The sequence below is a fragment of the Bacillus sp. DE0042 genome, from assembly GCF_007680225.1.
GTDB classification, from domain to species: domain Bacteria; phylum Bacillota; class Bacilli; order Bacillales; family Bacillaceae_G; genus Bacillus_A; species Bacillus_A wiedmannii.
Genome location: NZ_VEJP01000015.1, coordinates 33306 through 46764, shown reverse-complemented (window position 1 = coordinate 46764; position 13459 = coordinate 33306). Strand labels below are relative to the sequence as shown.

General features: G+C 36.7%; 14 protein-coding genes. 6 read left to right on the top strand and 8 right to left on the bottom strand.

Going from position 1 to position 13459, the window contains the following annotated elements:
- Window positions 1-91 precede the first annotated feature (91 nt).
- Window positions 92-475, bottom strand: a complete 384-nt coding sequence (locus tag FS802_RS29900; RefSeq protein ID WP_000520763.1) for a hotdog fold thioesterase — start codon at window positions 473-475, stop codon at window positions 92-94.
- Window positions 476-570: 95 nt separating this feature from the next.
- Between FS802_RS29900 and FS802_RS29895 the strand changes: the two genes are divergently transcribed.
- From FS802_RS29895 to FS802_RS29885, 3 genes are all read left to right on the top strand, one after another.
- Window positions 571-1314, top strand: a complete 744-nt coding sequence (locus FS802_RS29895) for a DUF3298 and DUF4163 domain-containing protein (protein ID WP_088060021.1) — start codon at window positions 571-573, stop codon at window positions 1312-1314.
- A gap of 50 nt (window positions 1315-1364) precedes the next feature.
- Window positions 1365-1958, top strand: a complete 594-nt coding sequence (locus FS802_RS29890; protein WP_001252151.1) for a biotin transporter BioY — start codon at window positions 1365-1367, stop codon at window positions 1956-1958.
- A gap of 148 nt (window positions 1959-2106) precedes the next feature.
- Window positions 2107-2943, top strand: a complete 837-nt coding sequence (locus tag FS802_RS29885) for a hypothetical protein (RefSeq protein ID WP_064476311.1) — start codon at window positions 2107-2109, stop codon at window positions 2941-2943.
- Window positions 2944-3048: 105 nt separating this feature from the next.
- Here the strand turns inward: FS802_RS29885 and galU are convergent, their stop codons facing one another.
- Entirely contained in the window at window positions 3049-3936 is an 888-nt protein-coding gene (gene galU / locus FS802_RS29880) for a UTP--glucose-1-phosphate uridylyltransferase GalU (RefSeq protein WP_000832650.1), read from the bottom strand.
- A 108-nt stretch (window positions 3937-4044) separates the two neighbouring features.
- Window positions 4045-5769 (bottom strand): phospho-sugar mutase, encoded by a 1725-nt coding sequence (locus tag FS802_RS29875; RefSeq protein WP_098720580.1) that lies wholly within the window; start codon window positions 5767-5769, stop codon window positions 4045-4047.
- A gap of 143 nt (window positions 5770-5912) precedes the next feature.
- Between FS802_RS29875 and cdaS the strand changes: the two genes are divergently transcribed.
- Window positions 5913-6518 carry a sporulation-specific diadenylate cyclase CdaS gene (gene cdaS / locus FS802_RS29870; RefSeq protein WP_001158734.1) on the top strand — a complete coding sequence of 202 codons (606 nt, stop codon included), beginning with the start codon at window positions 5913-5915 and terminating at the stop codon, window positions 6516-6518.
- A gap of 129 nt (window positions 6519-6647) precedes the next feature.
- Here the strand turns inward: cdaS and pepA are convergent, their stop codons facing one another.
- The 5 genes from pepA to FS802_RS29845 all read right to left on the bottom strand — a co-directional run bounded on the left by pepA (window position 6648) and on the right by FS802_RS29845 (window position 11144).
- Window positions 6648-8132 (bottom strand): cytosol aminopeptidase, encoded by a 1485-nt coding sequence (gene pepA / locus FS802_RS29865; RefSeq protein WP_144525672.1) that lies wholly within the window; start codon window positions 8130-8132, stop codon window positions 6648-6650.
- Window positions 8133-8278: 146 nt separating this feature from the next.
- Window positions 8279-8905: a 3D domain-containing protein gene (locus tag FS802_RS29860; RefSeq protein WP_000920109.1), complete on the bottom strand. Its 627-nt coding sequence runs from the start codon at window positions 8903-8905 to the stop codon at window positions 8279-8281.
- Between the two features lie 86 nt (window positions 8906-8991).
- The gene (locus FS802_RS29855; RefSeq protein ID WP_000027005.1) at window positions 8992-9309 is read right to left on the bottom strand and encodes a YuiB family protein; all 318 of its coding nucleotides are present in this window, start codon (window positions 9307-9309) and stop codon (window positions 8992-8994) included.
- Complete coding sequence (locus FS802_RS29850) at window positions 9306-9812, bottom strand: NUDIX hydrolase (RefSeq protein ID WP_098654940.1); 507 nt, start codon at window positions 9810-9812, stop codon at window positions 9306-9308. The genes FS802_RS29855 and FS802_RS29850 overlap by 4 nt, the downstream gene beginning before the upstream one ends.
- Before the next feature lie 123 nt (window positions 9813-9935).
- On the bottom strand, window positions 9936-11144 hold the full coding sequence (locus tag FS802_RS29845) for an NAD(P)/FAD-dependent oxidoreductase (protein ID WP_000856610.1): 1209 nt from the start codon (window positions 11142-11144) through the stop codon (window positions 9936-9938).
- A 462-nt stretch (window positions 11145-11606) separates the two neighbouring features.
- Here FS802_RS29845 and FS802_RS29840 point away from each other — a divergent pair, with 462 nt between their 5' ends.
- On the top strand, window positions 11607-12596 hold the full coding sequence (locus tag FS802_RS29840; protein ID WP_141546051.1) for an NAD(P)/FAD-dependent oxidoreductase: 990 nt from the start codon (window positions 11607-11609) through the stop codon (window positions 12594-12596).
- Window positions 12597-12721: 125 nt separating this feature from the next.
- Window positions 12722-13198: a GyrI-like domain-containing protein gene (locus FS802_RS29835; protein ID WP_098654938.1), complete on the top strand. Its 477-nt coding sequence runs from the start codon at window positions 12722-12724 to the stop codon at window positions 13196-13198.
- Window positions 13199-13459 lie beyond the last annotated feature (261 nt).

Here is a 13459-nt window from a genome sequence, read left to right as displayed (position 1 = left end):
AGTCCATATAAATATAGAACTCAGGTTGCTTAGTTGCGCTTTTTTAATACTGTCTACTTGACAGGGGTCACTGCAATTGAGCCGCCTCTTTTTACTTTTCACGTTTTTCTTTAATTGCTACTGTACATCTTGATATGCATAGTAAATCATCATTTTCATCAATAATACGCACATCCCAAACCATCGTTGAATGTCCTCTATGTATCGGTGTCCCGATCGCTGTTACAATTCCATCTTTCTTTGAGCGAATGTGATTTGCATTAATTTCTAGACCGAAACAGATGCATTTCTCTTGATCAATTAAATTGTATGAACCAACACTTGCTACTGTTTCCGCTAATGCAAGAGATGCACCGCCGTGTAAAAAACCAAATGGCTGATGCGTACGCTCATCAACAGGCATCGTAGCAACCACCTTATCTTCTGTCATCTCTAACAACTCAATTCCAAGTGAATCCATTAAAGTTTTTCCCATATCGTTTCCTCCTTCTCTTACTTTAATTGAATGTATAATTTTACCTATTTATTTTCAAACTACTTATAACACTTATATAAGGAGGTTTCACCTAAATGAAACAGAAATTTTGTATATTACTGCTTATGTTCTCCTTGCTGACTATTGTACCAAATTGTGCACTAGCAGCCAAAGCATCCAACCTGACAATCGATGTTCAGACTGTAACACAAAAAGGTAAGAAACCTTATATAGAATATCAAATTAACAGACCTTCGTTTCACAATTTTTCCGATTCTAAATTTCAAAATAAGCTCAATTTCTATTACAAAAAGTCTACTGACAAATTTAAAACTAAATTAGAAAAAGACGCAAAAAAATATTATAAAGAAACAGAAGGATCTAGCACACCTTTTCATCCGTACGTGGCGAATGTTGATTATAAAATCTCCTTAAATAAACCACCCTTACTCAGCCTATATTTGAATTACTATCAATATACAGGCGGAGCACACGGTCTTTATACGTGGAAGGCAAACACATTTGATTTAAAAGAAAAAAAGTTACTACACTTAGACGATTTATTTCAACAAGAAGATAAATATAAAGAAGTAATCCGCGCGGAGATCGTAAGACAAATTAAACAAAATGAAGGCATTTATTTTCCCGATGCAACTGAAAAAGTAATGAGTACGAAAAAGTTTCACTTCTTTTTAGAACCGGACAACCTCGTCATTTATTTCCCTTTATATGAGATTGCTCCTTATTCAAGCGGAATTCCTCAATTTCGTATTCCGTATACGTTGCTAAGAGAGTATTTGAAGCCTTCTTATCAAAATATTTTGATTGACAACAAGTAAATATTTTCGCTACGATAATGTTAACCTAAAAACAACAGGAGGTTAACATTATGAGAAGATTTCATGTTTTAGATTTAGCATTAGCTGCCATGTTCGTCGCTCTTATGGCCATTGGTGCAAATATTGTATCTTGGGCACCATTCCTGCAAGTAGCGGGCATCCCATTATCTATGCAACCATTTTTTGCAATTTTAGCAGGGCTTCTTCTTGGAAGTAGACTTGGTGCATTATCAATGACTGTGTATATGCTCGTTGGCTTAGCTGGTGCACCAATTTTCGCTAACTTCAAAGCTGGATTCGGGGCACTTTTAGATCCTACTGGTGGTTTTATTATTGCATTTATTATCGTTGCTTACGTATCAGGAAAACTAGTAGAACAAAAAGAACGACCAACATTCAGTACATTTGCAATTGCCTCTTTCACAGGAATCATTTTAACGTATATTATCGGTACTACTTATATGTACGGGGCAGTCAATTTCTTCATGGGTGGTAATATGAGTTATAAAGCTGCTTGGATGATTATGATGTGGTTCGCAGTAAAAGATATTGCATTTACAATTATCGGTGCTATTATCGCACCTCGCATATACTATGCTGTACGTCGTTCCGCTTATCAGCATTCTCATTCGACGATTTCATAATAAAAAGAGTTATCTTACTATGTTAAGATAACTCTTTTTTTGTTTTTCGACAATATACGACACATATTAAAAATGATTTTTGTTATGCTAATTCAGCAAATTAGATATTTTGCACATCTAATTAGAACAATATTTTGGAGGAAAATCAGTGAATCTATCAAAAAATACACTTATTAAAGTAAGTGTCGGAGTACTATCTTTATTTTTCATACTAGGTATGAGTATCGGTTACAAATTATATGGAAATAGCGAGTTAGGAATGTCATATACCTTTGGAAACGGCCTAGCATTTTTCTTTTTAATTCTTACTATAGTTAGTTTATGCGCGGCTTTAATCTTTATTGTTATTGGGTTAATTAAGAAAGTACGAAAATTACCAGCAAAAAAATCTTTAATAACATCGTTAATACTATTTCTAACAACCGTTATATCCGTCATCGTTCTTCTCTTTACGATAACAAAAGTAACAAATATGGAAGAGGAGTATCAAGCTCTTCAAGCCCAAAAGAAAAAAGAAGCTAATTACTTAATTGCCGCAGCATCTTTTTATAATAATATAAACACCTTTAAATATGCAGCATCTTACGTGTTATCCGAGTATTCAACTACATGGTCAAGCGCAATAGATAAAAGACAGGACTTCAATAATGCACTAAGTTCTAAGAGAACAGAAATTGACGGAATGATTACAAGCGTTGATACGTTTTATAACAATATGGGAAATGATTTAAAGTTAGTCTCTGAAGCTGCAAAAGAACAGCCTAATAAATATAAAGAAACCTATGAAGAATATAAAAAAATATATGGGATTATCACTGCGCTTAACGAACAGGCCCAATCTCCAAGTGGCAGCTTAATTTCATTTAATCAAAACGTTAATGCATTGATTCAGGAATACAAAAAAGCAGCTGGTAATATTAATATCGCTATTACTGATGAAATAAAATCCAAAGCTGATGAGCTAAAGCCTACTGATCAAAAGTAAAGACACTCTCTCTAGAGTGTCTTTTTTTCTCAAAAAAATCCCCTTTAGATTAAGCAGTAAATACGTTCCTTTACCGCTCATCCAACAGGGGATTATATCACTATATTAAGACTGTTGCTTCGTGTGTTCTTCTAAAATTTTCTGCATCATTGGAACCATTTCATCACGTAATTCTGGGTGTTGCAGGGCCATTTCGATTGTCGTTTGAACGAATCCTAACTTTTCACCTACGTCGTAGCGCTTTCCTTCGAAATCGTAAGCAAATACACGTTGAATTTCGTTTAAGTTTTGGATTGCATCTGTTAACTGAATTTCACCACCAGCACCAACATGTTGCTGTTCTAAGAACATGAAGATTTCAGGTGTTAAAACGTAACGTCCCATAATTGCTAAGTTTGAAGGTGCTGTACCTGCTGCTGGTTTCTCAACGAAATTGCGAACTTGATAACGACGTCCTTCCTGCTCTAATGGGTCGATAATTCCATAACGGTGTGTTTCATCTTCTGGAACCGTTTGTACACCAATAACAGAAGAAAGCGTTTTATCATATTCTTCAATTAATTGACGTAAACATGGTTTTTCAGCTTGAACGATATCATCACCTAATAAAACAGCGAATGGCTCATCACCGATGAATTTACGTGCACACCAAACTGCATGCCCTAATCCTTTTGGTTCTTTTTGACGGATATAGTGAATATCTACCATTTTTGAAGAAGCCTGTACTTTTTCAAGTAACTCATACTTTTTCTTTTCTAATAAGTTTTGCTCTAACTCAAATGCATTATCAAAATGATCTTCAATAGAGCGCTTCGTTTTACCAGTAACGATAATAATATCTTCGATTCCTGATTTTATTGCTTCTTCTACAATGTATTGGATAGTTGGTTTATCTACTATCGGTAACATTTCTTTTGGCATTGCTTTTGTTGCTGGTAAAAAACGTGTTCCTAATCCAGCTGCTGGGATTATCGCTTTTCTTACTCTTTTCATCACAAAATACCCTCTCTTCTGTCAGAATCAATAACGATTATTTCCTTACATAGAACAAAAGGGAGGTTTCACTCCCTTTTGTTCCCTACTACTTAAAATTACTTTATATTATAAACGATTCATAATATCTTCTTTAATAGTAAGTAACTTTTGTTCACTATTTTGTAAAGAATTATCTTGAACACCGAAGTAGAACTTAATCTTCGGTTCAGTTCCAGATGGGCGTAGGCAGAACCAAGAACCATCTTCTAATTGATATTTTAACACATTTGATTTCGGTAAGTGAATCTCTTCTTTATGTCCATCTTGTAAAGATGTAACGATGCTCGCTTTATAGTCTTCAACAGCTACAACTGTTAAGCCCGCTACTTCTTTCGGAGGATTTCCACGGAATTTTGCCATCATCTCTTGAATTTGTTCCGCTCCATCTTTTCCTTTTAGCGTTAGCGATACAAGATCTTCACGGAAGAAACCGTACTTCTCAAATACTTCTAATAAACCATCGTATAAAGTTTTACCTTGTGATTTGTAGTATGCAGCTACTTCACATGCAAATAGAACAGATTGTACTGCATCTTTATCACGACAGAATGGACGGATTAAATAACCATAGCTTTCCTCATAACCGAATTGGAATTCGTATTGTCCGCTTTCTTCATACTGTTTAATTTTCTCACCGATAAATTTAAATCCAGTTAACGTATCAACTGTATCTAAACCGTATGCTTTCGCGATTGTACGGCCAATTTCAGACGTTACGATTGTTTTTAATACAACACCGTTCTCTGGAAGTGTTCCGTTTTCTTTCTTTTGAGATAATAAGTAATCAAGCATTAATGCACCTGTTTGGTTACCAGTTAATACTTGGAACTCACCATCGTGATTACGAACTGCAACGCCTAGACGGTCTGCGTCAGGATCCGTTGCGATTAACACATCTGCGCCTACCTTCTCACCGTCACGAATTGCATACTCAAACGCCGCATGCTCTTCTGGGTTCGGTGATTTTACTGTAGAGAAGTTCGGATCTGGTAACTCTTGCTCTTTTACAACTGTTACATCTGTAAATCCAACTTCTTCTAAACCACGGCGTACAGAAATATTTGATGTTCCGTGTAATGGTGTAAAGACGATTTTTAAGTCTTTACCAACATTTTGTACCATTTCTTTATTAATAATGACATTGTTCAATTCTGCAGCATATGCATCATCTACTTCTTGTCCAATAATATGTAATAAACCGTCAGCTTTTAATTGCTCCACATTAGCAACCTCAACTGTTAACTCATCCTCTACTGCATTTACATAGCTAATTAACTCATCAGCTTCTTTTGGAGGCAACTGCCCACCATCTTCACCGTATACTTTATAACCGTTATATTCCGGCGGATTATGGCTTGCCGTAAGAACGATTCCACTTACTGTATGTAAATGACGAACTGCGAAAGAAAGCACTGGCGTTGGACGTAAGCTTTCAAACACATATGTTGTGATACCGTGTGCACCAAGTGTAGCAGCTACTTCCATTGCAAATTCAGGTGATTTATGACGAGAATCGTACGCTACAACAACACCGCGCTTCTTCGCTTCTTCACCTAATTTTTCAATAAACGTCGCTAATCCTTGTGTTGCTTTACGAACTGTATATACGTTCAAACGGTTCGTACCAGCACCAAGTTCACCACGCATACCACCTGTGCCGAATTCTAGATTTTTATAAAAGCTGTCCTCAATTTTCTTCTCATCTTGCTTCATGTTTTCTAACTGTTCTTTTAGTTCTGCATCTAACTCTGCATATGAAAGCCAGCGACTAAATTCTTGTTTCCAGTTCATATTTCTATCTCCTCTCGCTTGTCATACCTTTATTATATGAAAAAAACAACCTGTATCTCAATATTTTTTACAATCTAACAGGATTTTACTAGGAATATTTGTATACACTATGGTTAAATACTCCACTAAAGGGAATGAGGATTATGCAAGAATGGGGCTTGTCAGAAGAGCTCAAAATTCAAACAAAGCAAATGATTGAAATTGCTGAGAAAGAATTATCAATTATGAGGCAAGCAATTGATAAAGAAGATGAATGTATTTTGTGCAAAATGGAAGATATTCATCATATGTTAGCAAACGTACAAACATTGGCAGCTACATACTATATTCAAGCGTATTTATCACCTTATACGGAAAGCTCACATTCTATTACAGCAACTGTCCAACATTTAAGCGCCCGAAAACACGGGGCTCTTATTGTTGTGGAAAGAAACGAGCCGCTTGACTCTCTCATTCAAACTGGAACAACATTACATGCTCATTTAACCTCACCGTTACTTGAATCCATTTTCTATCCAGGTAACCCTCTTCATGACGGAGCCGTTCTCGTTAAAAATAATCATATTGTTTCAGCTGCCAATATTCTTCCTTTAACGAAAAGCACAGAAGTTGATCCTGAACTAGGAACACGTCACAGAGCTGCAATTGGCTTATCAGAAAAAAGCGATGCACTTATTTTAGTTGTCTCTGAAGAAACAGGTCGCACTTCATTCGCTTTAAATGGAACGTTATATACGATTTCTTTATAGGTTCCATCTTTTCCTATAGAACAGTACAATAGGAAATGAAATTATATCGAATTAACGAAAAAAATGACAATAATCATACCAATAAAAAAGGCTGTTCCAAAATGTTGGAACAGCCTTCTCTTATGGATCTTACTCTTCTCCGAAACGTTCAACAAGTGTTGCAAGTGTACGTACCATTGCACCCGTTGCTCCAGCTGGCCCTAAATCATGCGCTCCTGACGTTTCAGATGTTCCAGCGATGTCTAAGTGTACCCAAGGTGTATCTTCAGCAAATTCACCTAAGAATGTACCTGCCATAACCGCATGTCCTTCTCGGCCTGGTGAGTTATTTAAATCGGCAAACTTACTGTTTCGAACGCGTTCTTTATCACGATCAAAAATCGGTAATTGCCAAATTGATTCATCTGTTTCCATAGAAGCCTCTAGCACTTGCTCAAACAACTCTTCATTGTTTGTCATTGCGCCTGTCGTCTGATTTCCAAGTGCAACAATTACACCACCTGTTAATGTCGCAACATCAATAAGATAGTTTGCACCTAGTTTTTTCGCATACGTAATACCGTCAGCTAACGCTAGGCGACCTTCTGCATCTGTATTTAATACTTCAATTGTTTTTCCGCTCATAGATGTGATTACATCGTCTGGCTTAAATGCTGTACCACTCACAACGTTATCAGTTGATGGAATAACAGCGATCACATTTTGCTCTGGGCGAAGTTCACCGATAATTTCCATCGCACCTAATACAGAAGCAGCACCGCCCATATCACCTTTCATACCGACCATGCCTTCACGTGGTTTTAAAGAATAACCACCTGTATCGTATGTAATCCCTTTTCCAACGAATCCAATGACATCTGTCCACTCTTCTTTTCCTTTATAAATAAGAGCGATCATTTTTGGTGGCTCAGTAGATCCTTGGTTTACTGCAAGTAACGCACCCATACCAAGCTCTTCCATCTCTTCTTTCTCAAGAACTTTATAATCCATATCATACTTTTCCGCTAACTCAACAGCATACTCAGCAAGCTTTGTTGCTGTTAATACGTTTGGCGGCATATTTACAAGTGTACGAGCTGAATTTGTTGCACGTCCATGTACGTAGCCAACTGTTAATGCAGCTTCAATTTCTTGTGCCTCTTCCGCTGTAATAGCCGTGAACTTCTCTAGTTCCACACGATCCTTTTTATCTGATTTATACGTTTGTAACTCATATGTACCAAGACCTTGTACTTCTGCTGCAATATGAGCTACATCAATCGCATCTAATTTCTCTGTTACGAAAGAATCAAGCAAGATTGCTGCATCTTGTACTTTTGCTGCTTGTAACGTTTTAAACGCCTTACCAAGAGCAGAACGCAACGTTTCTGTCGTGTAAGACTCTTTCTTACCTAAACCAACGAAATAATAACGTTTCACATTTGTTTTTCCTAAACTATGTACTTTTGAAATAGCTTTCTTCTTAGTAGAAAGTTCTTTCTCTTCTAATAAAACTTGTAATTGTCCTTCAAAAGCTTTGTCCAGTTCTTGTACAAAACTACTCGTTTTCTCTTCTTCAAATAAGGCAACGATTACCGCTTCATGGCTTGCTAATTCTTTTTGTACTTGAAACATGTTCAGACCCCCTAAATTTCTCTACTCTGCCTTTATTATAACTTTATTTTCGATAAAATGCGACAATTCTAACTTCTGTTACATCCTACATAATCCGTATTTCTTCTATTTATAAAATAAAAAAGTCTAGCGTAATTCCCACTAGACTATCTTTGTTTTAAATATTGACCACGAAACACTTGCATCGTTTCGTCTTGATTTAACATCGTTAACTCTTCTTCTGAAAACTTACCATTTCCAACTTTCACTACATACACATTCACTTTTTTCTTACCCCATTGGCTATAAACATCTTTCACCGTATCATAATACAGATCAAGACGGTTTCCTTTTATTGCACCGCCCTTATCAGCTACTACACCGTACCCATAACCTGGTACGAATAGAATCGTTCCAATTGGGAATACGCGTAAGTCCGCAGCGATTGTGGAATATAAATCCCTTTTCACCTTAACTCCTGAATATGTAATACCATACTCCGGATGTCCCGGTCTCTTACCAGTTGACTCAATTCCCGACGTATAACCTGTTGCAGTCATTTCAATTGAACGATATTTAGACCAGTCGTTTGCCTGCTCTAAAGCATTTATCACTTCTTTACTCGGAGCAACATTTCTCTTAACTTCTGCTGCATGTACTTCTTTTGCACTCGTTCCCTCATATTTCTTTACAATCTCTAATAAAGAAACTCCTGTGAAAGCATTCCATGTTACGCATAATGCGGATACAAGTAAACAAGTCATCATAATGCGAATACAATATCGTTTTAACATTTTTATATTCCACACTCCTTCATCGTTAATCATTCCCTATACGATGAAGGAATATGCAAAAAAATAATCCCCAAATGAATTGGAGATTAAAACATTTGATATCCGCTTTTCCGCAGTTTCTTAATGACAATTCCGGCTAAAGCAGCACCTACTAATCCAGTAGATAGAATAAACACATCTGCCTGCCCTAAATGCGATACACTTGTCCCAAATGAAGAGAATGTTTCTTTCGGCTTTGAAAAATAATCCCACATACTCGCTTTATTAATAATAAGCATACAAATAATTGGATACACAATAACCATTACCCACGTCGCTCGCAAAATCATGTTGAGTAAAAATCCAATTCCAAAAAACAAAATGAAAAATAACATCATTGAAATAAGTAGTACTGGTATACTCACTCTTTCTCCCTCTCCTTCGCATGCGCCGTAAATACATGATAGGCTGTATAACCAAATTGCTCTCCTGGATCTAATGTTTTGTTCATCTCAAGATGTAGTTCTGACCTTCCTTCAAACAAATATTTGATAAGTAGAGACGTATTTGGATCGTCCGCAATCGTATCTGGATGTAAAAATGCTACTTCAGACAATTCCTTCTCCTGTACAATAATGTTTTCTCCTTCAGGCTCCAAAAGGAAAATAATCATATTATCACTAATCTCATTGCGAATCACGCCCGATCGAATACCAATGATCCCCTTCACATGAGCGACGATACCTGTCTCTTCTAACACTTCACGTTTCACAGCTTCATCAACCGTCTCACCTTCATTTACAAAACCAGCCGGTAAAGACCATTTCCCCTTTAATCCACTGTATTTTTTCTTAACGAACAGCCACCTGCCATCTTTTGTAGCAACTAAACCACTAACAGCTAACCACACTTTCCCTCGCTTCTCCATGATGTAATACCCTCCTCTACTAGAACGGACAGAATATTCTTTCTTTTTTATATATTATACTATATTTTTAAAATGAAAAAAGCAGAAACAGCTCTTAGCCGTTTCTGCTTTTTCTACTATATATTAAAAGAACTTTAATTTACCTTTTTTAAGAACTAATAAAGGTCCACCTAATAAGAATAGGTAACGGTTATCGATAACTTTCTTCATGAAAGAAGCTTTCCAACCTGTTAACTTTTTGCCCATAACAACGCCCATTGCATCGTCATGACCTAAAGAACATACAGATCCTTTATTGTCGAATGCGAATTTTTTCATTTCGCCTTTACCACGAACTAACACAGTTAAGTTGTGTGCAATGTTGTAACCTTCTTGAATTGCGATTTGTGCCGTTGGTGGGTATGGACGATTAATTTCTTCGTTAATGATTAGCGCTGCGTCACCAACCATGAATACATCTTCGTATCCTGGAGCGTGCATGTACTCATCAACTTTTACACGTCCGCGCATTGCTTCAAAGCCAGACTCTTCTACAATACCGTTACCACGAACACCCGCAGCCCAAACTACTGTTTCCGACTTAATTAATTCAGTATCATCGCCGTTTGCAACGATAATACCTTCTTCAGTTGCTTCTTTAATTGCTGTACCGATGCGGAATTCTACGCCTTTTTTCTCAAGTTGTTTTACAGCGTATTCTACTAATGCTGGATCGAAACCTGGAAGTGCTGTTGGAGCAGCTTCTACACAGATAATACGTGCTTTTTCACGTGGTACATTGTACTGTTTGCAAAGTTCAGGAACACGGTTTGCAAGCTCACCTACGTACTCGATACCAGTAAATCCAGCACCACCAACAACGATCGTTACTAATTCATCGCGTTGTTCAGTTGCATATTTAGCAAAACTAGCTTCCATATGCTCACGAATTTCACGAGTTGCATTAATGTTAGCAATTGAGAATGCATGCTCTTTTAATCCTGTAATTCCGAATGTTTCTGATTCGAAACCAAGACCGATTACTAAGTAGTCATACTCTAGCTCGCCGTCTTTTAAGATGATGCGTTTTTCAGCAGCTTTAATTTCTACTACTGTGTCTTGTACAAAGTTCACTTTATTTGTATCAATAACGTCTTGAATATCTAGACAGATTTTTTCATCTTGTAATGTACCAGCTGCGCTCTCATGTAACCAAGTCGCTTGGTAGTGATAGCTGTTGTTGTTTACTAACGTAATTTCAGCTTCATTTACAGATAATGCTTTTTGCAGACGAACAGTCGTAATCATCCCGCCATAACCTGCACCTAAAACTACGATTTTTGGAGTCTTCACCAAATCACAACCCTTTTCTTTATATAATAGTAATGAAAAATAATACCAAGTACTAAAAACTATATTTGTCAAGAATGTGGAATTTATCACATTCTATATCATAACAAAACGCAGTCAAAAAATCGTACGAATTTTGTCATAGAAATTTAACATAATACTTCCCTATATTAGTCGGTTTTATTCCAGAATTCAAGCGTCTGGAGAATTATCAATATTTTAAAATAACATAGCGTTTTCAAGGGTTTTTCAGCCTTTTTTTCATGTATTTTCCTTTCACCATATTTTATACAATTAAAAAAGCATCTATGCGAAAACTTACACACAATTCAGTCGTTTTCAGAAGTATTATGAACTCAAATATGCTATCATTTATTTGAAAGTGTCATCATTTGCAGGATTTTCGTGTACATATGAACAATATATGAAATCAATATCAAAATTCCATCTATAGGGGGAATGAAAGTGGCAGAAAATCAAAAAGTTTACGACATAACAATTATTGGTGGTGGTCCAACAGGGCTGTTCACAGCATTTTATGGCGGCATGAGACAAGCAAGTGTAAAAATCATTGAAAGCTTACCTCAACTTGGAGGACAATTATCCGCACTCTACCCTGAAAAATACATTTATGATGTAGCTGGATTTCCGAAAGTGCGTGCACAAGAATTAGTTGATAACTTAAAAGAGCAAATGAAAAAATTTGACCCAACCGTTTGTTTAGAAGAAGCTGTTGATACGCTTGAGAAACAAGCTGACGGTATATTTAAACTTGTTACGAATAAGCAAACTCACTATTCTAAATCAGTTATTATTACTGCTGGCAATGGTGCTTTCCAACCACGCCGCTTAGAATTAGAAGGTACAGCAAAGTACGAAAAGAAAAACTTACATTATTTCGTTGATGATATGAATAAATTTGCTGGTAAGCGCGTCGTAGTATTTGGTGGCGGCGACTCAGCGGTTGATTGGACAATGATGTTAGAGCCAATCGCTGACAAAGTTACAATCGTTCATCGCCGTGATAAATTCCGTGCGCATGAACATAGCGTAGAAAGCTTAATGAATTCTCGTGCAGAAGTAAGCACACCGTACGTTCCAATAGAACTCATTGGTGATGACAACATTGAACAAGTCGTTCTTCAGCATGTAAAAACAGAAGAAAAACTTATCATCGATGTGGATGATGTCATCGTAAACTACGGCTTCGTTTCCTCTCTTGGCCCAATCAAAAACTGGGACTTAGATATACAAAAAAACAGCATTCTCGTGAACTCGAAAATGGAAACAAATATTCCTGGCATATACGCTGCTGGTGACATTTGTACATATGAAGGAAAAGTAAAACTCATTGCTTGCGGCTTTGGTGAAGCACCAACAGCAGTAAACAATGCAAAAGCTTACTTCGATCCAAACGCAAAACTTCAACCGATGCACAGCTCAAGTATGTTTTAATATAGAAATGAAAAGAACTCCTTTTACGTGAAGGAGTTCTTTTATTATTGTGCTACCGTATCCTTCCAAAATATGTTACAATAAACGAGAACAAACGTTCTATATAGTGAGGGGGATATTTTAAAATGAAAGAACCTATTATCGTAAAAAAAGAAGCTTTCCAAGCAATCGGCGTTTCAATTAAGACGACAAATGAAATAGAGGCATCTACTGGAGGAAAAATTCCCGGGCTTTGGAACCGCTACTTCCAAGAACAAATTATGCATCACATCCCAAATCAACAAACGCAAGAAACATTCGCTTTCTACTCAAATTACGAATCAGACGAAACTGGTACATATCAATTTACAATCGGTATGCCCGTTTCTTCATTAGAAGACGTTCCTGAAAATATGACAACTTTAACAATACCTGCCGCTACATATGCGGTATTTACAACGAGAAAAGGACCAGTCGCTGAAGTCGTTTGTGAGGCTTGGGAATATATTTGGCAATGGTCAAAAGAAAACAAACGTGCTTTTACAACAGACTTTGAGCTTTATGATGAAAAAGCAACAGATCCAACCAACGTACAATTAGATATTTATATTGCATTAGCCTGAAAGACAAAAAAGAAGATACCATTTGGTATCTTCTTTTTTGTCGTTAAATAGCCACTGTGCAAATTCATTATTATTGTCTACAATGAGAAAGTGCAGTATAGAAATATTAGAAACTGTATAAAGTGAAACTATACTCAGTGGGGGTTTTGTTCATCCCCACTGAGTATTAGTTGAACCAATCGGACGTTTACGGGCAGTTAGTCTCCCACCTAACTTCTTTGCTCAAGCCAAATTTTGAGGTGGGAGTTTTACTGCCCGTTA